The 24,973-nt window shown below is 60.8% G+C and carries 22 protein-coding genes; 20 read left to right on the top strand and 2 right to left on the bottom strand.

Annotation, left to right across the window (positions count from 1 at the left end; all coding sequences use genetic code 11):
- The 8 genes from GPK39_RS02160 to GPK39_RS02125 form a co-directional block, all read left to right on the top strand.
- Window positions 1–233: hypothetical protein (locus GPK39_RS02160; protein ID WP_215673594.1), on the top strand; the 233-nt coding region annotated here is incomplete at its 5' end.
- 257 nt (window positions 234–490) lie between these two features.
- The gene (locus GPK39_RS02155; RefSeq protein WP_215673593.1) at window positions 491–898 is read left to right on the top strand and encodes a hypothetical protein; all 408 of its coding nucleotides are present in this window, start codon (window positions 491–493) and stop codon (window positions 896–898) included.
- A gap of 39 nt (window positions 899–937) precedes the next feature.
- Window positions 938–1,330 (top strand): helix-turn-helix transcriptional regulator, encoded by a 393-nt coding sequence (locus GPK39_RS02150; RefSeq protein WP_035138093.1) that lies wholly within the window; start codon window positions 938–940, stop codon window positions 1,328–1,330.
- Window positions 1,327–1,776: a hypothetical protein gene (locus GPK39_RS02145; RefSeq protein WP_215673592.1), complete on the top strand. Its 450-nt coding sequence runs from the start codon at window positions 1,327–1,329 to the stop codon at window positions 1,774–1,776. Before GPK39_RS02150 ends, GPK39_RS02145 begins: the two co-directional genes overlap by 4 nt.
- A gap of 230 nt (window positions 1,777–2,006) precedes the next feature.
- Window positions 2,007–2,978, top strand: coding sequence for a LacI family DNA-binding transcriptional regulator (locus GPK39_RS02140; RefSeq protein ID WP_252204546.1), 972 nt, complete (start codon window positions 2,007–2,009; stop codon window positions 2,976–2,978).
- Window positions 2,979–3,161: 183 nt separating this feature from the next.
- Window positions 3,162–4,562, top strand: coding sequence for a PTS transporter subunit EIIC (locus tag GPK39_RS02135; RefSeq protein ID WP_252204520.1), 1,401 nt, complete (start codon window positions 3,162–3,164; stop codon window positions 4,560–4,562).
- Between the two features lie 106 nt (window positions 4,563–4,668).
- On the top strand, window positions 4,669–6,201 hold the full coding sequence (locus tag GPK39_RS02130) for a glycoside hydrolase family 32 protein (RefSeq protein WP_215673591.1): 1,533 nt from the start codon (window positions 4,669–4,671) through the stop codon (window positions 6,199–6,201).
- A 96-nt stretch (window positions 6,202–6,297) separates the two neighbouring features.
- On the top strand, window positions 6,298–7,290 hold the full coding sequence (locus GPK39_RS02125) for a PLP-dependent transferase (RefSeq protein ID WP_215673590.1): 993 nt from the start codon (window positions 6,298–6,300) through the stop codon (window positions 7,288–7,290).
- Window positions 7,291–7,391: 101 nt separating this feature from the next.
- On the opposite strand, the gene GPK39_RS02120 is transcribed toward GPK39_RS02125, so the two are convergent.
- Window positions 7,392–7,736, bottom strand: a complete 345-nt coding sequence (locus GPK39_RS02120) for a winged helix-turn-helix domain-containing protein (protein ID WP_215673589.1) — start codon at window positions 7,734–7,736, stop codon at window positions 7,392–7,394.
- A 193-nt stretch (window positions 7,737–7,929) separates the two neighbouring features.
- Between GPK39_RS02120 and GPK39_RS02115 the strand changes: the two genes are divergently transcribed.
- On the top strand, window positions 7,930–9,441 hold the full coding sequence (locus GPK39_RS02115) for an IMP dehydrogenase (RefSeq protein WP_152068092.1): 1,512 nt from the start codon (window positions 7,930–7,932) through the stop codon (window positions 9,439–9,441).
- A gap of 370 nt (window positions 9,442–9,811) precedes the next feature.
- Complete coding sequence (gene leuS / locus GPK39_RS02110) at window positions 9,812–12,388, top strand: leucine--tRNA ligase (protein ID WP_215673588.1); 2,577 nt, start codon at window positions 9,812–9,814, stop codon at window positions 12,386–12,388.
- A 104-nt stretch (window positions 12,389–12,492) separates the two neighbouring features.
- Here the strand turns inward: leuS and GPK39_RS02105 are convergent, their stop codons facing one another.
- Window positions 12,493–12,810 (bottom strand): hypothetical protein, encoded by a 318-nt coding sequence (locus GPK39_RS02105; RefSeq protein WP_215673587.1) that lies wholly within the window; start codon window positions 12,808–12,810, stop codon window positions 12,493–12,495.
- Between the two features lie 9 nt (window positions 12,811–12,819).
- Between GPK39_RS02105 and GPK39_RS02100 the strand changes: the two genes are divergently transcribed.
- From GPK39_RS02100 to rpoD, 10 genes are all read left to right on the top strand, one after another.
- Window positions 12,820–13,092 carry a hypothetical protein gene (locus GPK39_RS02100; RefSeq protein WP_215673586.1) on the top strand — a complete coding sequence of 91 codons (273 nt, stop codon included), beginning with the start codon at window positions 12,820–12,822 and terminating at the stop codon, window positions 13,090–13,092.
- A gap of 350 nt (window positions 13,093–13,442) precedes the next feature.
- Complete coding sequence (locus tag GPK39_RS02095; protein WP_138112363.1) at window positions 13,443–13,937, top strand: ribosome maturation factor RimP; 495 nt, start codon at window positions 13,443–13,445, stop codon at window positions 13,935–13,937.
- A 1-nt stretch (window position 13,938) separates the two neighbouring features.
- Window positions 13,939–15,186: a transcription termination factor NusA gene (gene nusA / locus GPK39_RS02090; RefSeq protein WP_006234042.1), complete on the top strand. Its 1,248-nt coding sequence runs from the start codon at window positions 13,939–13,941 to the stop codon at window positions 15,184–15,186.
- A 91-nt stretch (window positions 15,187–15,277) separates the two neighbouring features.
- The gene (infB, locus tag GPK39_RS02085) at window positions 15,278–17,992 is read left to right on the top strand and encodes a translation initiation factor IF-2 (RefSeq protein WP_215673585.1); all 2,715 of its coding nucleotides are present in this window, start codon (window positions 15,278–15,280) and stop codon (window positions 17,990–17,992) included.
- Window positions 17,993–18,003: 11 nt separating this feature from the next.
- On the top strand, window positions 18,004–18,414 hold the full coding sequence (rbfA, locus tag GPK39_RS02080) for a 30S ribosome-binding factor RbfA (RefSeq protein WP_006234038.1): 411 nt from the start codon (window positions 18,004–18,006) through the stop codon (window positions 18,412–18,414).
- Window positions 18,407–19,450: a DHH family phosphoesterase gene (locus GPK39_RS02075; RefSeq protein ID WP_215673584.1), complete on the top strand. Its 1,044-nt coding sequence runs from the start codon at window positions 18,407–18,409 to the stop codon at window positions 19,448–19,450. The genes rbfA and GPK39_RS02075 overlap by 8 nt, the downstream gene beginning before the upstream one ends.
- A 15-nt stretch (window positions 19,451–19,465) precedes the next feature.
- Window positions 19,466–20,398 carry a tRNA pseudouridine(55) synthase TruB gene (truB, locus tag GPK39_RS02070; protein WP_215673583.1) on the top strand — a complete coding sequence of 311 codons (933 nt, stop codon included), beginning with the start codon at window positions 19,466–19,468 and terminating at the stop codon, window positions 20,396–20,398.
- A complete protein-coding gene (gene ribF / locus GPK39_RS02065) occupies window positions 20,395–21,402 on the top strand; it encodes a riboflavin biosynthesis protein RibF (protein WP_215673582.1) in 1,008 nt (335 codons plus the stop codon). Before truB ends, ribF begins: the two co-directional genes overlap by 4 nt.
- Complete coding sequence (dnaG, locus tag GPK39_RS02060; RefSeq protein WP_215673581.1) at window positions 21,395–23,503, top strand: DNA primase; 2,109 nt, start codon at window positions 21,395–21,397, stop codon at window positions 23,501–23,503. Before ribF ends, dnaG begins: the two co-directional genes overlap by 8 nt.
- A 110-nt stretch (window positions 23,504–23,613) precedes the next feature.
- Window positions 23,614–24,963, top strand: a complete 1,350-nt coding sequence (gene rpoD / locus GPK39_RS02055) for an RNA polymerase sigma factor RpoD (RefSeq protein WP_195363137.1) — start codon at window positions 23,614–23,616, stop codon at window positions 24,961–24,963.
- The last annotated feature ends 10 nt before the right edge of the window (window positions 24,964–24,973 follow it).

Raw genomic sequence — 24,973 nt, 5'->3', positions numbered from 1 at the left:
TCCAGATTCTAGGACAGGGGCCGCTTGCGTTTGGCGGTCAGCCGTCGGCGCGCTTACACCAACATTTCCGACGCGATCGTGATGAGACCAAGCCCAGCGAGGATCCCGCACTTACGCCTAATCCGTCTCACGAGCATGACGTAAAGCCCGCGCCCGCGTCCGCCAAGACGCCTGCGACCAAGACTGCTAAGAAGACCAGGCCCGCATCGACGCCGGCCGCCGCGTCCTCTTAGACAGGCGACGGTGACTGGGCGATTGCGTGCCTCGCCTTCGTTTCCTGGGTATGTTGTTGGCCACCATAAAAGTTCGGGCACTTCGCTGAGGGTCTTATTTGCCAATGCAGTTTCTGCCGTTTCTTTCTCACAATTCTCTGAGTCAATAATGCAGATTGCTTGAACTCGGCTTGAGACTTGCTATGTATTTGAATTTGACTAAACTTAACTTATAAGTTAACCACATTTGGTTTCTTCTGAAGCGGAGGGGGTGGCCTTTGGTTAGTGACTATGAACTTGTCGAATATGCTGATCCCGAGGGACGACCTTTTTGGGAACTAACCACCTCCCCTGAGAACTCTCAGTTTCAGAAGATGATTTCTGATCCTAAAACGAAGTTTACCGCCCGTAAAATGATTAATCAGATTTCAAAAATCTATGACTACGGGCTAAAGGATGTCATTGGAACGTCAAAGCTTCGGTGTATTGAGCCTAAGATTGGACTATACGAACTCAAGGGTTTTGATGGGGTTAATCGAGAAATGGTCTACGCGATTTGCCAAGGCGTGGACAAGATTGTTTTGCTTTTTTGGTTTAAGGGCCATCAAGGCTCGGGAAATATTTCCAAAGAAATTAAACGCGCAAAACAGTTGGCCGTGATAGCAAAGCAGCTTTTGGGGTCATAGCGTCGGCTTTTTTGCCCGCTTACGAAACGGAGACTTGTAATGGTTAAGGTCGATTTATCGGACTTTTACGCGGAAACGGAAACGAGCGAAACCCGTGCCTATGAGCACGCACTAGATATTGAGTTTATTGTTCATCGCGAGATGCAGCGCTCGGGCTTGAGTAAAAGCGAGTTGGCAAAGCGTATGGGCGTGAGTCTTCAGTCGCTTTCGAAATTGTTGAATTCTCAGCCTAACATGACGCTGAAAACAATCGCAAAGTTTGAGCTTGCGTTGGGTATCAAAATCATTCCTCAGGTCATTTCCAGTTATTCGAATGAGGCGCCGTTTTCCTCGTCTAATACTTCTGTCCGAGAACAATGGTCTTCATTTAACAGCGACTGCTCGGCTAAACGATTGAACTTTGAGATGATTCCGGGAGGTTTGGCTGCATGAGCAAGGATTTCATTGCGCCTATTCAGGTTGTTCATTTGTTTGTTGTCGACTCAACTTTTCATATTGAGAATGAGCCTTCCCAGAATATGGATTTAAAAGTTGACGTTAGTTATCAGGACGTCCATCTATTGAGGAACAAGGTGGGCGAGCGTGCAGACTTAAAGCTGTATGTGTGCGGCAGCCTGATTGATAGAGACGATGCAAAGGAAAAAATGCGCGCTGATGTAAGGGTTGCTATTTCGGTGTCTACAAAATTGCCGTTCGACATTTCAGACGATGAAGCGCGCCGTTATCTTCTCTCCAATGCGATTTCCATGGCGTATGGCCACGCTAAGAGCTATCTGATGGTCGTTACTGGACTTTCGCCCATGGGGGCTTTGACGCTGCCGGCAATTCTTCCTTCGGAATTGGCAGCGGACAGCGATGCGTCTTTCCAAAGTGAGTAAGTTGTTCTCGAGTTGGATTTTGCCTGCCACTGTGTGCAAATGTAACGGGGTGCCGAATCGGTAGTTTGACTGATTCGGCACTTATATTTTGAAGTTTTTAGTTGAAGCTCTACGATGCCCGTGCTACGACAGCTTAATTGACCGTGACGTCCTGTCTTGCGACGCGCATGTCGCTCCGCACGGGTATTATGGTGAAAGCGATTTCAACGACAGGGGTGCTCGTGGTAAAGATGAAGGATGTGGCCGAGCTAGCCGGCGTTTCGAGCGCCGCCGTCTCGCGCTACCTCAACGGTGGATATATCTCGGAGGACAAGGCCGAGCGCATTAAACAGGCGATTGAGCTGACCGGATACGTGCGGTCCAGTCAGGCTCGTGCGCTGCGCACCGGCTCCACCAAGCTCATCGGCGTCATCGTGCCCAAGATTAACTCGGAATCCGTGAGCCGCATTACCGCCGGTATAGGCCAGGTGCTCGGTCGCCGTGGCTACCAGATGCTGCTTGCCAATACCGACAATGCGGCCGATCGCGAGCTCGAATACCTCGATTTATTCCAAAACCACCCGGTCGATGGTATTGTGCTGGTGGCGACCATGGTTACCGACGAGCACCGTCGGGCGATTGGGTCGTGCCGCGTGCCCATTGTGCTGATCGGCCAGAATGTTGAGGGCGCGGTTTGCGTCTATCACGACGATTACGAGGCTGCCTTTGAGCTGGGTCATGCGCTTGCGGGTCGTGTGGACGGCAAGATCGCCTACATTGGAGTTACCGAGGATGACCGCGCGGCCGGTTATGACCGCCGTCGCGGTTTTGAGGCCGGCTTGCACGCCGCGGGCGTGGCGCTTGATCCGAGCCTGATTCGGCAGGGATCCTTTACGCTTGACTCGGGCTATCGCGCTGCGCGCGAGCTGCTTTCCGTCGCTCCCGATGTTTCGTTTATCGCCTGTGCGACCGACACCATGGCGGCGGGCGCGCTGCGTGCTATCGATGAGGTTCGCGGCATGGGCGAGGGTATACACCGCGTGAGCGGTTTTGGCGACAACGCATTTTTGCGCGCGCTGACGGGCGGCATTCCCACCGTGCACTATGGGTATCTGACCAGTGGCGTCGAGGCGACCAATATGTTGCTCAACACGCTCGATGGCGTGGAGGGGGAGCGCGGTCTAAAGACGCTTAAGCTCGGCCATCAGCTTATGAATGTTTAGGTTTTGGGCTCGTCTGTGTGCCGCTGAGCGCCTATTTTTGCCTTAAAACTACCATTCGCCGGCCTATTCCTACCGTTCACCCTAAAGTGAAAACGATTACAGACAGATGAAACTGAAATCGTTTACAGTGTAAGTGTCAAAGATGGCCGGGTGCAGATGCGCCCGTTGGAGGAAAGGGAAGTCATGGACTACCGCAAATCAGCCCAAGAGGTGGTCGACAACGTCGGTGGCGCCGACAACGTTGTTTCGGCCGCACACTGTGCCACGCGTCTGCGCCTGGTGATTGCCGATAATTCAAAGGTTAACAAGGAGGCCATCGAGAATATCGACGGCGCCAAGGGCGTCTTTGAGGCCCAGGGCCAGCTCCAGATTATTTTTGGCACCGGCACCGTCAACAAGGTCTACGAAAAGTTCATCGCGCTCAGCGGCGTCGAGGCTGCCACCAAGGCCGAGGTCAAGGAGGCCGCGGCTCAGCAGCAGAATATCTTTATGCGCGCCATTAAGGTGCTCGGCGACGTCTTTGTCCCCATTATTCCCGCCATCGTTGCTTCGGGTCTGTTGCTGGGCATTATGAGCGCCCTCAACTTTATGGCCTCCAACGGCTTTATCGCGCTCGACACCAATAACTTTATCTACAAGATCGCCGACCTGGTCTCGGGAACGTCTTTTGGCATTCTGCAGATCCTGATCGGTTACTCCGCCGCTAAGGCCTTTGGCGCCAACCCGTATCTTGGTGCCGTCGTCGGCGGTGCGTTCATCAACTCCTCGCTGCAGAGCGCCTACACGGTTGCCTCCGAGGGCGTGCAGACCATGGTCACCGTCATCCCCGGCGTGTACAGCTTTGAGTGGGTCGGTTATCAGGGCCACGTTATCCCCATCGTTATCGCCTGCGCCATTCTCGCCTTCCTCGAGAAGCGTCTCCACAAGGTTGTCCCCGAGATGTTCGATCTCTTTGTGACCCCGCTTGTCTCGGTGTTCGTGACCGTGCTCGTGACCCTCGTTGCCGTCGGCCCCATCTTCGTGTGGGCCGAGAACGCCATCCTCGGTCTGATCCAGACCCTGCTGACTCTGCCCTTCGGCATCGGTTCCTTTATCGTCGGCCTGTTCTATGCTCCCACGGTCGTTACCGGTATCCACCAGATGTACACCGCCATCGACCTGGGCCAGCTTGCCCAGCACGGCGTGACCTACTGGCTGCCCATCGCCAGTGCTGCCAACATCGCCCAGGGTGGCGCCGCGCTTGCCGTTGCCTTTAAGACCCGCGATGCCAAGATCAAGGGCCTGGCGCTTCCTTCGGCCCTGTCCGCCTTCATGGGCATTACCGAGCCTGCCATCTTTGGTGTGAACCTGCGCTTCTTTAAGCCCTTCATCGCCGGCTGCATCGGCGGCGGTTGCGGTGCCCTGGTCTGCGCGCTTACTTCGCTGGCCGCCTCCGGCACGGGCGTTACCGGCATCTTCGGTATTCTGCTGTGCCTGGCCCAGCCCGTGCAGTACGCGATCATGTTCGCGGTTGCCGCGGTCGTGTCCTTTGCTATCTCGTTTGTCCTGTACAAGGACGAGCCCAAGGCTTCCGAGCAGGCCTAAGAGCTTTTGATTGAGGGGTGCCCGCGGGTTGTATGCTCGCGGGCGTTTCCCGTATCTGGTGCCGATCTCTGGCGCCTTGTTACTTTCGATCCGTTAGGACTTTGATATGTCTAATGCCCTTGGTCGCGACCTTGCAAAGCTGGTCGCCGCTGTTGACGCCGCCGCCTCTGAGTGCGGTCATGGCGCATATGGCCAGCGCTTCCATATTATGCCGCCGGCGGGTTGGCTCAACGACCCCAACGGTCTTTGCCAAGCGGGCGGCGTGTTCCATGTCTATTTTCAATATGCGCCGTTTGATGTCGAGGGCGGCGTTAAGGCCTGGGGCCATGCGACGAGCCGCGATCTTATGACGTGGGACTATGTTGGCGCTCCGCTGCTGCCCGACGAGCCGTTCGATTGCCACGGTGTGTATTCGGGCTCCGCGCTTGCCGAGGACGGTCGCATTCGCGTGCTCTATACGGGCAACGTTAAGCTTTCCGATGCGGACGGCACGTACGACTACGTCAATACCGGCCGCCGCGCCGATACCGTCTATGTGGAGAGCACCGACGGTCAGGCGTTCGGCGCCAAGCGCGTAGTGCTGGCGTCTGAGGATTATCCTGATGATTTGACCTGCCACGTGCGTGACCCCAAGGTGTGGCGCGATGATGATGAGCGTTATCACATGGTGCTGGGTGCTCGTCGTCGCGTGGATGGGCCGCATGTCGAGAGCCGTTTTTGTGCCATGCACGGCGAGGGTGCCGGGCGCGATGTGGGCGAGATCCTGGTGTATGGCTCGGCCGATATGCTGAGTTGGGAGCTCGAGAGCCGCGTGTCTACGCCCAAGCGTTTTGGCTTTATGTGGGAGTGCCCGGGGTATCTGGAGCTTGAGGCGGATGGCGGCGTACCGGCGAAGTGGCTGTCCTTCTCTCCTCAGGGGCTTGAGGGCGGTCGTTGGGACCGCGGCAACGTTTACGCTGCTGGCTACATGCCTGTAACGGGCGACATTACCGGTGGTGACGGTGCCTATGAGCTGGGCGAGTTCCGCCTGTGGGACGCTGGTTTTGACTTCTATGCTCCGCAGGAGTTCACGGCCGAGGACGGTCGCCATATTCTAATCGGCTGGATGGGCATGCCCGATGAGCCGACCTATGGCAACGCGCCTACCGTGGCGTGCGGCTGGCAGCACTGCATGACGGTGCCGCGTGAGCTTACAGCCGGTGCCGGCGGCGTAGTGCTGCAGCAGCCGGCGCGCGAGATTGAGCACCATTATGTCTCGGTGCGTGTGGGGGCTGGCTCGTTGGAGGTTGACGGCGATACTTGCTTTGACGTTGTTGTTGGCGACGTCGACGGCGCATTTACCGCGACCGTTGATGGCGGGCTGAAGCTGGCGTTTGTGCCCGCCGAGGGCAACCTGCCCTCACGCTTCGAGATGCGATTTACCGATGAGGGTCGCGCTTCTGCCGGCTGCGGTCGTACCGTGCGTTGGGAGCTCGTCGACGAGGTCCGTAACGTGCGCATTGTTGGTGATGTCTCGTCGGTCGAGGTGTTTGTGAACGATGGCGCGCTCGTGTTCTCGACGCGCATCTATCCCGAGGCCTATGGCGTGACCGTTGACGCTCCGGGCGCGAACGTGACCTATCACGCGCTCAACATCTAGGCGATTCGTCGCATATCGGCGCTATACTGCAGCCGTTGCCCACGATGCGGGAAACATCCGCATCGTGGTTTTTTGTTTATGAAGGGGCGGTGCCGTGTGGATGTGCAACAGCTAGAAGAGGCCTGGGCTTTGGGGTCCAGTGCGCGTGAGTCGCGTCTTGTTGCGGCCTCGCATGTGCCGGCGGCGCTGCTTCTGTTGGGGATTGTACGTCCCGGCGATCGCCTGGTTGCGTTTGCCGATGACTTTGCCGAAGCGTTTGCACGAGGCTTTGATACCTGCGACGTTGTGCTCGTGGAAGAGCCGTCGGTTGCGGCGTTTACCGCCGCGTCTGAGGGCTTTGATGCTTCGTTTGATGCCGAGGTGCCGCACCTTTGGTGGTTCGTCAACTCCATCGGCGGGTTTGGTCTTCGCGTGCCCGATCTCCGCGCTCTGGGTCGCGCGGCTCGCGAGGCACGTGCGCTGCTCGTGGTGGATAACACCGTGGCTTCCATCGTTGGCTGCGATCCGCTGCGTTTGGGTGCTGTGCTGTCCCTCGAAGCGCTCGACCGCGTGTGCGCCGGTGAGGCTCCGCGCAAGTTGGTTGCCGTATCGGTCGCGCGCTCGCAGCTCAAGCGCCATCGTGTGGATGCCGCGGCTGAGTGCGTGCATGTCCTGTTTGAGAGCTGTGGCTTGGGCAAGCTTGATTTGCCTACTGACGAGGCTGGTGTGCTGGAGCGCGGGCTGGACTTGCTCGATACCCGCATGCAGGCACACTTCGACCGCGCCCGTGCGCTGGCCGAGTATCTGGACGCCAACGAGATGGTGCGCAACGTGCGCTATCCCGGGCTGAGTTCGCATCCCGACCATGCGGTTGCGACAGGAATCCTCGAGCACGGCTTTGGCCCGGCAGTTGAGTTTGACCTTATCGAGCGCAGTGCGGGTGATTTCTTCGATGCTTTGCCGGGGGAGTTTCGTACATCGCCCGCCGGCGGCGCAACGACGCGCCTCTCGGCCACGCGCGGTAAGCAGGGGAGCACCATCCGCCTCTTCGCCGGCACCGACAACCCCCTGACAGTAGCCGCTACCCTAGATAACGCCCTCCGTAAGTAGCTAATTTGGGACGGGGCTTTTTTAGCTACCTAATGTCAATTTTTGGCTATGAGTCATGAATACTCTGGATGGGTAGCTAAAAAAGCCCCGTCCCAAATTAGCTACTCTTTGATGCTGGCGATGAGCTCGTTTGCTTTGTTGGCAATGACGTTGTTGATGTCGGCCTGCAGCTTCTCGTAGACTGCTATGGCTCGCTCGCCGGCGGGGGTGAGCGTGGATCCGCGGGCGCCGTCGCGCTCGATGAGTTTGCATCCCAGCTGTCCTTCGGCCTCGTTCACAATGCGCCAGGCCTTGGAATACGCCATGCCCATGCTCTTGGCTGCGCGGTTGAGCGAGTGCTCGCGGGCAATACCCTGCAGCAGCAAGACGCAGCCGTGTCCGAACACGCCCGGCAGATCTTTGTCGCACGCTTGAATGACCAACTTTGCCGTCGTCTTGTACTCCATGTGCCCCACGTCTCCCCGCTAAAGTGTTTGCTGGGCAAACGCAAAGCCTGCGTCAAACCCTCGTGTGCTCTTCTTAAATCATGCATTGTAGCAGTCAAAGTGCGTTAAGATACTTCCCCAGTATTGGGCGCCCAAGGTTGGGCTGGGTCCTACGAGGCCTGCAGCCGACCGGTCGCATGGAAAAAGGAGAAACATGGCTACGTTCTTTCCCGGTGAGTCCCACACGTTTTCGGAGTATCTGCTGGTCCCTGGCTACTCGTCCTCGCAGTGCATCCCCAACAACGTCTCTCTTAAGACGCCGCTGACCCGCTTCAAGCGCGGTGAGAAGCCGGCAATCACCCTGAACATCCCCATGGTTTCCGCTATCATGCAGTCCGTCTCGGGCGTCGACATGGGTGTCGCGCTCGCTACCGAGGGCGGCCTGTCCTTCATTTACGGTTCCCAGAGCGCCGAGTCCGAGGCCGCTATGGTCAAGGCCGTTAAGGATCACAAGGCTGGCTTCGTTCAGTCTGATTCCACGCTGACCCCCGACATGACCATGGAGCAGGTCATCGAGCTCAAGGAGAAGACCGGTCACTCCACCATGCCGGTCACCGATGATGGCACTCCCAAGGGTAAGCTCCTGGGCATCGTCACCAGCCGTGACTATCGTCCCAGCCGCGATGACCACCAGACGAAGGTCTCCGAGTTCATGACCCCGCGTGAGCAGCTCATCGTGGGCGACAAGAACATCAGCCTCAAGGTCGCTAACGACGTCATCTGGGACAATAAGCTCAACGCCCTGCCCATCGTCGACGACTACGATCACCTGATGGGCATCGTCTTCCGCAAGGACTACGACAGCCACAAGACCAACCCCAACGAGCTGCTCGATAACGACAAGCGCTACATGGTCGGCGCCGGTATCAACACCCGCGACTATGCCGAGCGCGTGCCGCTGCTCATCGAGGCCGGTGCCGATGTCCTGTGCATCGACTCCTCTGAGGGCTTCAGCGAGTGGCAGAAGCGCACCATCGAGTGGATCCGTGCTAACTACGGCGAGGACGTCAAGGTCGGTGCCGGTAACGTCGTCGACGCCGAGGGCTTCCGCTTCCTGGCCGACTGCGGTGCCGACTTCATTAAGGTCGGTATCGGCGGCGGTTCCATCTGCATCACCCGCGAGACCAAGGGCATCGGCCGTGGCCAGGCCACCGCGCTGATCGACGTCTGCCGTGCTCGCGACGAGTACTACGAGGAGACCGGCGTCTACGTGCCCGTGTGCTCCGACGGCGGTATCGTCTACGACTACCACATGACGCTCGCCCTTGCCATGGGTGCGGACTTTATGATGTTGGGCCGCTACTTCGCCCGCTTCGACGAGAGCCCGACCGAGCGCGTCAACGTCAACGGCCAGTACATGAAGGAGTACTGGGGCGAGGGTTCTGCGCGTGCTCGCAATTGGCAGCGCTACGACCTGGGCGGCGCCGCGAAGCTCAGCTTCGTCGAGGGCGTCGACTCCTACGTCCCGTACGCCGGATCCCTCAAGGACGGCGTGGGCGGCACGCTCTACAAGGTTAAGTCCACGATGTGCAACTGCGGCGCCCTCTCGATCCCCGAGCTCCAGGAAAAGGCACGCCTAACGCTGGTCAGCTCCACCTCCATCGTCGAAGGCGGCGCCCACGACGTAGTCGTGAAAGACTCCCAGCAAAGCGTCAGCTACCGCTAAGCGGCTTTACCAAGCACCGCACCTTGCCGTTCAAACCGTCGCTCGCGTACCAAAGTACGCGTCGCTCCCCTTTCACGGCAATCTGCGGCACTTGGTAAACCCGACCGTGCTTGGACGGGTAACAATTAGCGGTTGATTCACAACCACGTTATTTAGATAAAGCGAGATGCCTGCAAGTCGCAGGCATCTCGCTTGTCGTATTTGCTATCATCAGTCAAGTTAACCTTAGGGTCGGGCGGCCTGGCTTTGTTCGCTACAAGTTCCGCACGCAAAGAAGAGCACTTAATGTGCTCTTCGTCTTGCGCAGGACTGTCCGCAGTAGCGAACAAAGCCAAGCCGCCCGACCCCAGCTAAGATTAAAGGAGCTGATATGTGCGATTGCACAGATCATAAGGACGAGATCCCTGCCTACGACGCGCAGGCCATTGAGTCCAGGTGGATGAAGGCCTGGGAGGACTCCAACCTCTTTGCCGTCGACACCGACGACAGCAAGCCCAAAAAGTACGTGCTCGAGATGTTCCCGTATCCGTCGGGTGACCTGCACATGGGCCACGCGCGCAACTATACCATCGGCGACGCCATGGCCCGTCAGGCCCGCATGCGCGGCTTTGACGTGCTGCATCCCATCGGCTTCGATGCCTTTGGCCTGCCCGCCGAGAACGCGGCCATCAAGCACAATACGCAGGCTGCTGCCTGGACGTATAAGAACATGGACCAGGCGCTCGCCACGATGAAGCGCATGGGTTTCTCCTACGATCTGGATCGCATGGTCAAGACCTGCAGCCCCGACTACTACCGTTGGGGTCAGTGGATCTTTGAGAAGATGTGGGAAAAGGGCTTGGTCTATCGCAAGAAGAACCCGGTCAACTGGTGCCCCAACTGCAAGACCGTTCTGGCCAACGAGCAGGTTACCGAGGGCAAGTGCTGGCGTTGCGGCACCGAGCCCGAGAAGCGCGACCTTGAGCAGTGGTACTACAAGATCACCGAGTACTCTCAGGAGCTGCTCGACGACTTGGAGAAGCTCCCCGGCTGGCCCGAGCGCGTCAAGCAGATGCAGGCCAACTGGATCGGTCGCTCCGAGGGCGCCGAGGTCGACTTTACCCTGTGCGACCAGGATGGCGAGCCCATTGAGGGCGATGAGGGCAAGATCACCGTCTTCACCACGCGTGCCGACACCCTCTTTGGTGTGTCCTTCTTTGTCCTGGCTCCCGAGTACGCCCGTCTGCACGAGCTCGTCGAGGGCACGGAGTACGAGGAGGCCGTCACCAAGATCGTCGAGGACTCCAAGCATATCTCTGCCGTCGAGCGTGCCCAGGGCACCCTCGAGAAACACGGTGCCTTTACCGGCCGCTACGTGGTGAACCCCGTGAACGGCGAGAAGGTCCCCGTGTGGGTTGCCGATTATGTCGTTGCCGACTACGGCACCGGTGCCGTCATGGCCGTTCCCTGCGGCGACCAGCGCGACTTTGAGTTTGCCCGCAAGTACGACCTGCCGATCGTTCCGATCATCCTGGACGATGACGATCGCGCTGCCGTCGAGGCCAGCGGCGAGACCATCGATACCTTCCATGCCGAGAACGTCGACTGGGATTGCGCCCGCGCTGCCGAGGGCACGCTCGTCCAGTCCGGCAAGTACACCGGCATGCGCGGCGGTAAGCACTCCGAGGGCGAGGCTGCCATCGTGGCCGACCTCGAGGCCATGGGCTGCGGCCGTCGCAAGGTCGAGTTCCGCCTGCGCGACTGGCTCATCAGCCGCCAGCGCTATTGGGGCAACCCCATCCCGGCCATCCACTGCGAGCACTGCGGCATCGTGCCCGTGCCTGAGGATCAACTGCCGGTGACGTTGCCCGAGAACCTGGACCTGGGCGCTGGCGAGACCCTTGCCGAGTGCAAGGACTTCTACGAGACCACCTGCCCGGTCTGCGGCCGCCCGGCTAAGCGCGAGACCGATACCATGGACACCTTCACCTGCTCCAGCTGGTATTACCTGCGCTATACCGACCCGCACAACACCGAGCTGCCCTTCTCCAAGGAAGCCGCCGACCGTTGGATGCCCGTCGATAACTACATCGGCGGCATCGAGCACGCCATTCTGCACCTGCTCTACAGCCGCTTCTTTACCAAGGCACTGCGCGACCTGGGCCTGCTGAGTGTGGACGAGCCCTTCACCAACCTGCTGTGTCAGGGCATGGTCAAGGACGAGAACGGCGACACCATGTCCAAGTCCAAGGGCAATGTCGTGCCCCCGAGCTCGGTCATCGAGCCCTACGGCGCCGACACCATGCGTTTGGCGATCCTGTTTATCGCCCCTCCCGAGAAGGACTTCGACTGGGATCCCAAGGCCGTCGAGGGCGCCAACCGCTTTATCAAGCGCGCCTGGCGTATCGTTTGGCAGCTCGTCCAGTCCGGCGACGCCAACGTGGCCTTCGACAAGTCCGCGCTCGACGAGGTTGCGATGAAGCTCTATCGCGAGCGTCACCGCACCATCGCCAAGTGCACCGAGGATTTCGATCGCGGCCAGTTTAACACCGCGATCTCGGCCGTCATGGAGCTCGTCAACGCGGCGAGCGCCTACCTCAACGCCACCGAGGGTACCGCCCGCGACAAGGCGCTGTGCTACGGCGTGGCTAAGGATATCGTGAGCGTCCTTGCCCCCATCTGCCCGTTCTGGGCCGACGAGCTGTGGCACGAGGCGCTCGGCTGCGAGGGTAACGCCTACACCGCCGCCTGGCCCGAGTTTGACCTGGCCGAGTCCGTTGAGGACACGGTGCAGATCGTCGTCCAGGTGCTCGGCAAGGTCCGTGGTCGCGTCGACGTTGCCCGCGATGCCTCCAATGAGGATATGCAGGCTGCCGCCGAGGCCGCCGTCGCCAAGTGGCTCGAGGGCAAGACGGTCGTCAAGGCCATCTGCGTGCCCGGCAAGCTGGTCAACCTGGTGGTCAAGTAAGCACTGCGCGCTTAACTGACGCACAAAAGACGAGGGGCGATCCGGTTGGGTCGTCCCTCGTTTTTCGTTGTGTGCCCTGCTTAGTCATTGCGTCGCAACGTTTTCTATGGGATGTGTACCAGGTCCCTAAAGTAAACGTTGCCCGTTGCCTCTTCGAACATCCAAATGTTGAGGTAGATGTCGTTGAGGTCGTTGAGGTCGTTGTTCACATCAAAGTTCGGATCGTCGAAGGTGCCCACAAAGGTGAGCATGGCGCGCGTTTCCTCTCCTGCGGCGACCGGCTGGCGCATGCGTACGTCGCGGACCTTACCGTTGACGTAGGCATAGGAGTCCACATCGCCAAACATCATGTCGACACCGGTGTTGTTGGACACTGTAAAGACGAGCGCGGCGTCCCCGTAGCCGTCGGTGTCCTTGCCCACGCAGATAACATGAACGTTCTCGTCTACCTCAAGGTCGATGGGGAGCTGTTCTTGGGAATCGGGACCCAGACCCTGGGATCGACGATGTCCTCGTCTATTTTGTCGAAGCTCTCCGATGGCGTCATTTTCTCGATGGCTTTTGTGCTGCCAGGGTTCGGTTCGTATGTGTCAGTTTTGCCATTCGCGTTGCCGCAGCCCAAGAGGGCCAACGAGCACGTTGCGATGGCGAGTGCAGTCATGCAGGGGGTGCCTAGACGTTTCATGGGTGCCTCCTTGCCGTAGAGGATTTGGAAAGGTTCGTCGTTGCGCGACTTGCTGGCTGGCTTGTTGCAGAATGTCCCTTAGCGTAAGTCTGATCGATAGGGGCTCGGGGAGGAATGCCCTTGGGGTCAGAACGGGCCTGTGGATTGGGACGCATGGCCCGTTTTGGGACCCTCGGGCGCTTGCCTCATGGAGTCTTTAGTCCAATTGTCCTGTTCTTGTGGAGAAGCTGTGCGCACGCTGACCTGCAGGTTCGTACTGTGCTTGCACGTTTCCGCAGCTATTGGTATAGTTTGCTTGCAAATGAAGTTGTAATTGAAAGAAGTGGGGTTTCGGCCCCGCTTCTTTTTTGTATGGATGGAGGTGCCGCAATGGTCAAGACCAAGACCGAGCAGGCGATCATCGACGCGCTCGAGGCCGTCGCTCCCCAGCACGATGTCGACATCGTCGACGTCGAGCTCGTGGGTGCCACCAAGGCCCCCTGCGTGCGCGTGCGTATCGAGGGTGCCGAGGGTCAGAGCCTTTCGCTCAACGACGTCACGGCCAACACCAAGTGGGTCGGCGATGTGATTGAGGAGCTCGACCCCATCTCTTCGAGCTATACGCTCGAGGTGTCGAGCCCGGGTATGGCGCGCCCGCTGCGCCGCCCGTGCGACTTTACCCGCTTTGTGGGCGAGAACTGCGAGCTCACCTCCACCGCTACCGAGGGCCGTCGCAAGTACGCCGGTAAGATTGCCGCCGCCACCGAGACGAACGTGACCCTCGAGCTCGAGGGCGGCGAGTCCGTTACCCTCGATTTCTCTGATGTTAAAAAGTGCAAGTTGAAGCCCACCTACGACTTCAAGCCCGCGAAGGAAGGAAAGTAAGATGGCAGCATCCGACATGATGTCCGCCCTGATGGAGCTTTGCCAGGAGAAGCACATCGACCAGCTCTACCTGATCGACCGCCTGGAGCAGTCGCTCGCCAAGAGCTATGCCGAGATCCTGCATCTTGAGTGGGGCGCCAAGGTGACCATCGACCGCACCACCGGCAAGATCTACGTCTACCGTCTGGAGCCGATTGACGATTCCATGGACGAGGAGGGCAACTTTACCGAGTTCGAGGAGATTGACGTCACTCCCAAGAACACGAGCCGCATCGCCGCCCAGCACGCCAAGGCCGAGATCAACGCCATCGTGCGTAACTCCGCCCGCGAGCAGATCTACGAGGAGTTCTCCGGCCGCATCGGTGACCTCATCAGCGGTACCGTGCTGCAGTCCACGCCCGACTTCACGATCGTCAAGATCCGCGAGGGCGTCGAGGCCGAGCTTCCGCACTTCGACCAGCGCCGTTACGAGAACGAGCGCAACGAGCGTCCGATGGGCGAGCGCTACCTGCACAACCAGCACATCAAGGCCGTGATCATCGACGTTCGCGACCCCAACTCCAACCTGCAGCCGGTTCGCGGCGAGCACAGCCGTCCGCCGATTGTCATCTCCCGTACCCACCCCGAGCTCATGCGTCGTCTGTTTGAGCAGGAGGTGCCCGAGATCTATGAGGGCACCGTCCAGATCAAGTCGATCGCCCGCGAGCCCGGCCAGCGCTCCAAGGTTGCCGTCCACTCGCTCGACGACCGTCTGGATCCCGTGGGCGCCTGCGTCGGCCCCAAGGGCAGCCGTGTTCGCGCTGTCGTGGGCGAGCTCCGTGGCGAGCGCGTCGACGTCATCCTGTGGGATGCCGATCCTGCCGTCTACGTCGCCAACGCCCTTTCGCCCGCCAAGGTCACCCGCGTCCTCATCGACGAGGAGAAGGCTTACGCCGGCGTCATCGTGCCCGACGACCAGCTGTCCCTCGCCATTGGCAAGGAGGGCCAGAACGCCCGTCTCGCCGCGCGCCTGACCGGCTGGCACATCGACATCAAGTCCGAGACCCTTGCCGCCGACATCCTCAAGAACGTTCCCGTTCACGAGGAGCCCGCCGCCGACCTGATCGGTGACGAGGAGGACGAGGACGTCCGCCGCTGCGAGTACGTGTCCGAGGACGGCATCCAGTGCCGCAACCAGGCTCGTCCCGGCTCCCGTTTCTGCGGTGTCCACGACACCGACGCCTTCGATGATGCGGAGGACCTGATCTAGCGCGCGGTCGCGCCGGGCGGGTCCCGGCGCGTCTCCCACGCTCGTTCAGTCTCTAGGCACCCAAAGTGCCAGAAAGGGTAGGTGAAGTCATATGGCAAAAGTCCGTGTGTCCACCCTGGCCAAAGAGTTCGGCATGACCTCCAAGGAATTGATGGGTCATCTCGCCGAAATGAAGATTCCCGCTAAGTCCGCTTCCTCCACCTTGGAGGACGCTTATGTCGCTATGGTCCGCAAGCAGCTCGCCTCGGTGATCGAGGCCCGCGCCCAGGAAGTCGAGGCCGCCAAGCAGGCCGAGGAGCAGGCGGCTGCCGCCGAGGAGGCCGCACGCGCCGCCGAGGCCGAGCGCGAGCGCATCGCCGCCGAGAAGGCCCGCGAGGAGGAGCGCCGCCAGTTTGCCGCAGCCCAGGCTGCTGAGGAGGCTGCCCGCGCCGAGGCCGAGGCCAAGAAGAAGGCCGAGCAGGAGCGCCTTGCCCGCGAGAAGGAGGAGGCTGCCCGCGAGGCTCAGCGCCGCGCCGTTCCCGCTTCCGACTCCGGTTCGCGCTTCCGTTCGCTGCTCGACCAGATCGCCGCACAGGAGACCGTGCTCAAGGAGAAGAAGGACGCCGAGGACAAGGCCAAGGCCGAGCGCGCCGCAGAGCGCGGTAACCGTCGTGGCGGCAACAACGACCGCCGCGGTGGCCGTCGTAACGATCGCAACGCCTCCGACAACAACTCCGAGCGCAACGCCTCCGAGAGCCGTCCGCACAGCCATCGCACTAACGCCAGCAACAACGTCGCTGCTGGCATGGACTTCCCCAACCCCGACAAGCAGGGCAAGGGCAAGAAGCGCAAGGGCGGTCACAACAACGAAGAGGACCACTACAGCCGCATGGCTCGCGAGGCCGAGGAGTACAGCCGCGAGAAGGTGCTCGAGGAGGCCCGCGCCGCCGTCGAGGAGGCCTCTCGCGAGTCCACCGGTCGCCGCAAGAAGCGCAAGGAGAAGCGCGAGCGCGAGGCTGCCAAGGCTCAGGAGGAGCGCAAGATAGAGGAGGCGCTGGCCCAGGGCGTGAACCCCGAGGACCTCGACGCCATCAAGGTCTCCCAGGGCGTTACCGTCCAGGAGCTTGCCGAGGCGCTCGACGTTCCGGCCAACGATATCATCAAGCGCCTGTTCCTGCTGGGTACGCCGCTCACTATGACGCAGTCCATGTCCGACGACCTCGTCGAGCTCGTTGCCGATGACCTGGGCCGTCAGATCAAGATCATCACCCCCGAGGAGGAGAACACCTTCTCGTTCTACGACGATCCCGCCGACCTCAAGTCGCGCGCCCCGGTCGTTACCGTCATGGGCCACGTCGACCACGGCAAGACGTCGCTGCTCGACGCCATCCGTCACACCGGCGTTGCTGCCGGCGAGGCGGGCGGTATTACGCAGGCCATCGGCGCTTCGCAGGTCATGATCAACGACCGCAAGATCACCTTCATCGATACCCCGGGTCACGCCACCTTTACGGCTATGCGTGCCCGTGGTGCCAAGGTGACCGACATTGTCATCCTGATCGTGGCTGCCGACGACGGCGTCATGCCCCAGACCGTCGAGTCGATCAACCACGCCAAGGCCGCCGGCGTACCCATCGTCGTCGCCGTCAACAAGATCGATAAGCCGGGCGCCAACCCCGACCGCGTGCGCCAGGAGCTCACCGAGTACGGCGTCATCCCCGAGGAGTGGGGCGGACAGAACATGTTCGTCAACATCTCCGCCAAGCAGAAGATCGGTATCGATGACCTTCTGGAGACCGTGCTGCTCCAGGCAGACGTGCTCGAGCTCAAGGCCAACCCGGACACCTTTGCCTCCGGCAACGTTCTCGAGGCCAAGCTCGACAAGGGCCGCGGCTCGGTCGCTACCGTGCTCGTGACCCGCGGTACCCTGCACGTGGGCGATACGCTGGTCGCCGGCCTTACCTACGGCCGCGTCCGCGCCATGCTCGACCCCAAGGGTCGCGCCGTCACCGAGGCCGGTCCCTCCGACGCCGTCGAGATCCTGGGCCTGCAGTCCGTGCCCAACGCCGGTGACGAGTTCCGCGTGTTCGAGGACGAGCGCGAGGCTCGCGCCCTTGCCGACGAGCGTTCGCTCAAGGCCCGTATCGAGGAGCAGAGCCGCGTCAAGCACGTCACGCTCGAGAACCTCTTCGAGACCATCGCCGACGCCGAGGTCAAGGAGCTCAACCTGATCATCAAGGCCGACGTCCAGGGCTCCATCGAGGCCCTTCAGGACTCGCTCGACAAGATGGATCAGTCCGAGGTTCGCATCAACACGATCCACTCTGCCGTTGGCGCCATCAACGAGACCGACGTCGTCCTGGCCGACGCCTCCAACGCCATCATCATCGGCTTTGGCGTCCGTCCCGACGGTAAGGCCCGCTCCGCCGCCGAGCGCGAGGGCGTCGAGATCCGTTGCTACGACGTCATCTACAAGTGCCTCGAGGAGCTCGACGCCGCCCGTATCGGCATGCTCAAGCCCACCGAGGTCGAGGTCTCCACGGGTACCGCGACCGTCCTGGACACCTTCAAGGTGCCCAAAGTCGGTATCGCCGCCGGCGTCCGCGTCGAAGAGGGCGAGATCGCCGCGACCGATTCCGTGCGTCTGGTGCGCGACGGCATCGTGGTCTTCAACGGTAAGATCGCCTCGATGCGCCACTACAAGGACGAGGCCAAGAGCCTCAAGAGCGGTTCCGAGGGCGGCATTGGTCTGGAGAACTTCCAGGACATCAAGCCCGGCGACCAGATCGAGGGTTACCGCATCGACCAGGTTGCCCGTACCGAGTAGGGGGTAGCGCTATGAAGCAAACGCAGGCAACCCGCCGTCTGGGCGAGCAGCTTCGCGAGAAGCTCGGTTATATCCTGCTCTTTGAGGTTTCCGATCCGCGTCTCGACCTGGTTACTTTGACCGCGGTCGAGGTCGCGGTGGACCGTTCGTTCGCGCGCGTGTACGTGTCGTGCGATGCGAGCCGCTACGACGAGGTCATGGAGGCGCTCGCTAGCGCTAAGGGCCGTATTCGCAGCCTGTTGGCTCGCTCGCTCGATTGGCGTGTCACGCCCGAGCTCGATTTTCGCATCGATCGCTCGACCGATGAGGCCGAGCGCATCACGCGTGCGCTGGAAAACGTTCCCGCCACGCTTGCGATCGAAAAGGACGAGGACGGCTATCCGATAGCGGATGCCGCCCAGGAGGCAGCTTTAGATGACTAATTCCGCCGACCTCGCCTCGTGCGAGTCTGCAGATATTCAGCGACGCATCCTCGAGCTCATCGAGGGTGCGTCCTCCATTGCGATTTCGGGACATACTTCTCCCGATGGCGATGCCTTGGGCTCCGTGTTGGGTCTGGGCCTTTCGCTCATGAAGTTTTTTCCCAACAAGGACATTGCGCTGTTGCTGGCAGACGATGACCCGGTTCCGCGCATCTACCGCTTTATGGAAGGCTCCGATCGCCTGGTGCCGGCATCTGCGTACACTGGCAATCCGGACTTGTTCATCTCGGTGGACGTGCCGGTCGTCGAGCGCCTCAACAACTCGGCCGAGGTGCTTCGCCGCTCCAAGCATGTGGTGTGCTTCGATCACCATCCGGCGCGCGAGGAGTTTGCCGACCTCAGCCTGAGGCGCGTCGATGCCGCGGCCTGCGCGATGATCATCGATCGCTTCTTGGACAATTGCGGCATTGTCGCACGTGATGGCGTTGCGACCTGCCTGCTGTGCGGCTTGGTTACCGATACCGGCCGTTTTCAGTACCAAAACGCCGATGCCGCCGCGTTCCATGCGGCCTCGCGTCTGGTTGCCCACGGTGCCGATCCGGCGCGTGTGGCACTCGAGGTATATCAGAGCATGCGCGTTGAGTTTTTGCACCTCAAGTCCATCGTTATGGGCCGCATCAAGACGGTGGCCCACGGGCGCGTCGCGTATAGCTATGCGTACCAGAGCGACCTTGAGGCTTGCGGTGTCACCTCGGATGAGTGCGACGGCCTGGTTGACGTGGTGCGTTCGGTGATGGGCGTCGAGGTCTGCATGTTCTTAAAGGGCATTGAGGGCGATACCAAGGTGCGTGGCAACCTGCGCTCCAAGGGCGACCTCGATGTGTCCGAGATTGCTGCCAACTTTGGCGGTGGCGGGCATCATGCCGCCGCCGGCTTTTCCAACAACGGAACAATTCGCGAGACGCTCGCCGTGGCACTTCCCATGCTGGCCGAGCTGGTGGGGGAGGATCCCGCTTCGGTGACCGTCGAGCTCTAACTTATTGGATGGTACATGGCTCGTCGAACGCCTTCTCAATTGAATATGCTGCTCGCCGTCGATAAGCCGGTGGGCTGCACGTCCCATGACGTGGTCTCGCAATGCCGACGCGCCCTCCATGAGCGGCGCGTCGGCCATGCCGGTACGCTCGACCCCATGGCATCGGGTGTCATGGTTGTGGGCGTGGGTCAGGCCACCCGTTTGCTGGGTATGCTCACGCTCGATACGAAAAACTACGTCGCCGACATTTCGTTTGGCGCCGAGACCAATACCGATGATGCGGAGGGCGAGGCGGTCCGCACGGTGGCTGTTGCCGACGAGCTCCGCGATCCTGCCTATGCGCGTGAGCGCTTGGTCGCCATGCTGGGTCCGCAGATGCAGGTGCCGCCGGCGTTTTCGGCTATCTCGGTCAATGGCGTTCGCGCCTACAAGTCTGCTCGCGAGGGCAATGCGGTGGACCTACCTCCGCGCCCCGTCGAGGTCTATGCCGCCGACCTGATCGCCGTGGGCGGCGAAGGTGATACATGCGTGTGGACCGTGGCGTTCTCGGTGAGCAAGGGCACTTACATTCGCGCGCTCGCTCGCGACCTGGGCCGCGCCTGCGAGAGCGCCGCGCACATTTCTGCGCTTCGCCGCACCGCATCCGGTGTTGTTTCTATTGGCGCCTGTCATGCGGTGGAGGAGCTTTCTCCCGAGTCCGCCGCTGGCTTTGCCCTGGATCCCATTGCGGCCCTGGGCGCCACGCGTGTTGACTTGCCGGGCGATCTTGCCGACGATCTGCTCTGCGGCCGACGCATTCCCGTTGAGCGTGCGCTTGCCGATTTCGATTCCTCGAAGGCGCCGTTTGCGTTGGTGCTCGATGGGGGACTCAAGGCGCTCGCCCGCATTGAGGGCGGCCGCTTTGTCATGGAGCACGTGTTTCCGCAGGCAATCGGCGGTGTTCGATGATGTTGTCCGCTCGCGAGCTCGCGCGTGTCTTTTTCGCGGGCGAGTCGGACGAGGCTCGCATCGTTGCTGCCGATACGTTTGATGAGTGTGAGCACTTGGGTGCCGCTTCAATCGCCATTGGCGTGTTCGACGGCGTTCACCGTGGACACCAGGAACTCATCGAAGCGCTTGTCCGTGATGCCCGTGCCCATGGCTGTAAGGCGGTCGTGGTTACCTTCGATCCCGACCCGGACGTTGTGGTGAGCCCTTCGCCCGCTCAAAAATTGATGACGACGGCCGACCGTCTGCATGCCTTGGCTCAAACCGGGGTCGATGCGGTGGTGGCCGTTCCCTTTACGCCTGAGGTTGCGGCACTCGACCATGTTGGTTTTCTCTCGCTGGTGTCGCGTCTGGTCGATATTCGTTCGATTCGCGTTGGTAGCGACTTTAGGCTGGGCCGAGGTGGTGCTTCTGGTGTTGCCGAGATGCGCACCTGGGGTGACCAGCGTGGCGTTGACGTATACGGGCACGACCTGCTTTGCGAGGGCGGTGAGGCCATTTGCGCCACCCGCATCCGTCATGAGCTGGGACAGGGCCATGTGGAGCTTGCTGCTGAGTTGCTCGGCCGCCCGTATATGGTGCGCGGCGGTGTTACTCGCGGCCGTCACGAGGGTTCTGGCATGGGCTTTCCCACGGCAAACCTGCAAGTTCCCGACGGCATTCAGGTGCCTGTCGATGGCGTGTATGAGGGCCTTGTGCTGGTCGATGACACCGCGTGGCCTGCTGCCGTGAACGTCGGCCTGCCGCCGACGTATGCCGACGATGCCGCTTCGGCGCATCTCGAGGCTAACTTAATTGGTTATACCGGCGACCTGTACGGCGCTTCCGTTTCGCTGGCGTTTACGCGCTGGCTGCGTCCCTCGCGTGTGTTCGATTCGCTGGATGAGTTGATCGGGACCGTCGAGGGTAATATCGAGGACATTCGTCACAACTTGGGTGAGCAGGGGGTGAGCATCCGTGATTAGCGATGAGGAAAAAGACCAGGTACGCGCGGCGTCGGACCTGGTTGCCATCGTGCAGGAAACGGTTGAGCTCAAACCCCGCGGCCATGAGTTTTGGGGCTGCTGCCCTTTTCATGGCGAAAAGACGCCGTCTTTCCACATTATTCCCGCCACGCAGGTGTGGCATTGCTTTGGTTGCGGCGAGGGTGGCGACGTCTTCACCTATATCATGAAGCGCGAGAACCTGAGCTTTCCCGAGTCAATCCGTTATTTGGCCGATCGCGCGGGTATTGAGCTGCATGACACCGGAGATCGCCGCGAGCGCGGTACCAAACGTGCCCGCATCTACGATCTGTGCGCCGAGACCGCCCAGTTCTACCACACCATGCTTATGCGCGGCAAGGACGGCCGTCCGCGCGAGTACTTTGCCAGCCGCGGCATGGGTGGCGACGTCTGCCGCCGCTACTGCCTGGGCTTTGCGCCGGGTCGCAACGCGCTGGTATCGCACCTGTCCCAGGCGGGTTTTACCCCGCAGGAGATGATCGACGCCAACGTTGCCGTGAGCCGCGGGCGCGGGCAACTAGCCGACCGCTTTTACGACCGCGTGATGTTCCCCATCTTTGACGAGCAGGGCCACAACATTGCCTTTGGTGGTCGCATCATGGGTGACGGCCAACCCAAGTACCTCAATACCGCCGAGACGAGCGTGTTTCATAAAAAGCGAAACCTCTACGGCTTTAATTGGGCCAAGGAGTTTATCGTCGCGCAGGATACCGCCATCGTGGTAGAGGGCTATACCGACTGCATCGCCTGTTGGGAGGCGGGGATTAAAAACGTCGTCGCCACGCTGGGCACCGCGCTCACGGAGCATCACGTCAAGACGCTCACCCGCTTTGCCAAGCGCATCGTGTATATGTTCGATGGCGACGCCGCCGGTCAAAAGGCCGCGCGCCGTGCGATTCAGTTTATCGAGCAGGATTCGATGGACCTGCGCTGCGTGGTGCTGCCCGACGGCAACGACCCTATGGAGTTTATTACGGCGCACGGCGGAGAGGAGCTGCAGGCGCGCATCGACGCTGCCGAGCCGCTTATGGACTTTGTTTACCGTTCGTTGCAGGAGTCGAGTGACATCACCACGCCGGGCGGTCGTGCCAAGGCGCTGGAGGACGCTCTCACGCTCATCTATCCGCTGCGCGACAGCTATATGATCGACACGTACTTTATCCAGATTGCCGACCTGTTGGGTTTGGATCTGGAGACCGTGCGCGCGAGCTCGGGCCGTGTGTTTCGCGATGTCGCCAAGCGCGAGGATGCGGAACGACGTCGTGAGCAGAACTATGAGCGCCAGCGGGCACAGGCTGAGCGGTCCGGTAGCGCGGGCGGTCGGGCGTCGGGTTCTCGCGATGCCGGTCGCGGTGCTTGGGCATCGGGCGCGACGCCGCCGGTGTCCGCGCCGGTCGAAGAAGAGCCGTACGACTACGTCCCGCTCGATGCCTACGGTGCCGCGCCCGTGGAGGTCGTCGACGACCTGCCGCCAATCGACATGCCTGATGGTATGGGCGCTGTGCCTGTGGCTGATGATTCGAGCGCACCGGCTGCGGCGGCGCCGATGGTTCTTACCGATCTTGAGCGCAAGTCCTTGGCAGGGGAGCGCGAACTGTTGACCATGCTCACGAGCTACCCCGACCTGTTCCGCACGTATGCCGACCGCATCTGCTCCATCGAGTGGGTTGACCCACGTCACGAGTCCATCGCATGGGCCGTTCTGGCAACGCCGCCGGGAACCGATCCTGCAGCCTGCATGGATGCGGCGCGCTCAGTGTGTCCCGATGCGGCAACGCTTGTGAGTGCCGGGCGCATCTCGGCGACGAGCAAGCACCCCACCGAGACGAACATCGTGTTTATGCTCGATACGCTCGAGCTCTACACCATCAAGCGCCGCATGCGAGCTGCACAGGCCAGGCTGCGCCAGGACCGTTCGCTCGATGATGAGGCCCGTCGCGCGCTGACCGTTCAGGCTGCGCAAGATTCGCAGCGTCAACGCGAACTGCAAAAGTCGATCGGCGGCGTGGCGGACCCGTTCCGTTTGATTGGCCTGGAGGCCGCAGGCACCGAACAAGCCTAGATGTTGTGGTCAACCAGCGTATTCTCGCCTATATCCAGCCCTCTTTTTGGGTATAGACGTCAATGTGTGTGCTAAAGTATTGAGTCCTGTGGACTATGAAGGGAGAATCTGTGCCAAAAAAGACTGAGAGCACGGGTACTGGGCTGGAATCCTACGTTGCAAAGCTCATGGGCAACGGCTCAAACAGGACTTCGGTAACCGAGGACGAGATTCAGGTCGCCCTGAAGGATATCGATGTAACTGATGAGCAGCTCACCGCGGTGTATTCCGCGCTGCGCAACAGCGGTATCCAGATTATCTCCGCGAGCGGTAACGACGACGCCCCCATGGACGTCGACGATGACGATAACGATACCGATACCGACGATTTCGATGACGACGACGAGCACGATTCCGGCTCGCTCGACGATCATGAGCTCAAGATGGCCCGTCAGGCCGACGCCGAGATGGGTTCTTCCAAGAGCAAGAAGAAGCGCACCGTGCGCACGTCCCGTTCACGCTCCCGCGTGCGTGGCATCGATGCCTCCACGGTGATGCTGACCGGCGACCCGGTCCGTATGTACCTCAAGGAGATCGGCAAGGTCGACCTGCTGACCGCCTCCGAAGAGGTCGATCTGGCCATGAAGATCGAGGCCGGTCTTGAGGCCACCGAGAAGCTCGAGGCTGCCGATGCTGGTGAGCTCGAACTCACGCGTGCCGAGATGCGTCGCCTTACGCGCATTGAGAACGTGGGCCTCGAAGCCAAGCAGGCGCTCATCAGTGCAAACCTGCGTCTGGTCGTCTCCATCGCCAAGCGCTATGTCGGCCGTGGCATGCTGTTCCTGGACCTGATTCAGGAGGGCAACCTCGGTCTGATCCGCGCCGTCGAGAAGTTCGACTACCAGAAGGGCTTTAAGTTCTCCACGTACGCCACGTGGTGGATCCGTCAGGCCATTACGCGCGCTATCGCCGACCAGGCCCGTACCATCCGTATTCCCGTGCATATGGTCGAGACCATCAACAAGCTCGTCCGCGTGCAGCGCCAGCTCCTTCAGGACCTGGGCCGCGACCCGACCCCCGAGGAGATCGGTGCCGAGATGGATATGAGTGCCGACCGCGTCCGCGAGATCCAGAAGATCTCGCAGGAGCCTGTGTCGCTCGAGACCCCCATCGGCGAGGAAGAGGATTCCCAGCTGGGCGACTTCATCGAGGACTCCCAGGCCATCGTTCCGCCCGATGCGGCCAGCTTCTCCATGCTGCAGGAGCAGCTCACCCAGGTGCTCGATTCGCTTGCCGATCGTGAGCGCAAGGTTATCGAGCTGCGCTTTGGCCTTGTCGACGGACATCCCCGCACGCTCGAGGAAGTCGGCCGCGAGTTTGGCGTCACGCGCGAGCGCATCCGTCAGATCGAGTCCAAGACCCTGGCCAAGCTTCGCCACCCGAGCCGCAGCAGCAAGCTCAAAGATTATATCGAAAGCTAGTCAAGCAAGA

This window comes from Collinsella aerofaciens (genome assembly GCF_018785245.1).
GTDB classification, from domain to species: Bacteria; Actinomycetota; Coriobacteriia; order Coriobacteriales; family Coriobacteriaceae; genus Collinsella; species Collinsella aerofaciens_AD.
This window is presented reverse-complemented; position numbering and strand designations above follow the sequence as displayed.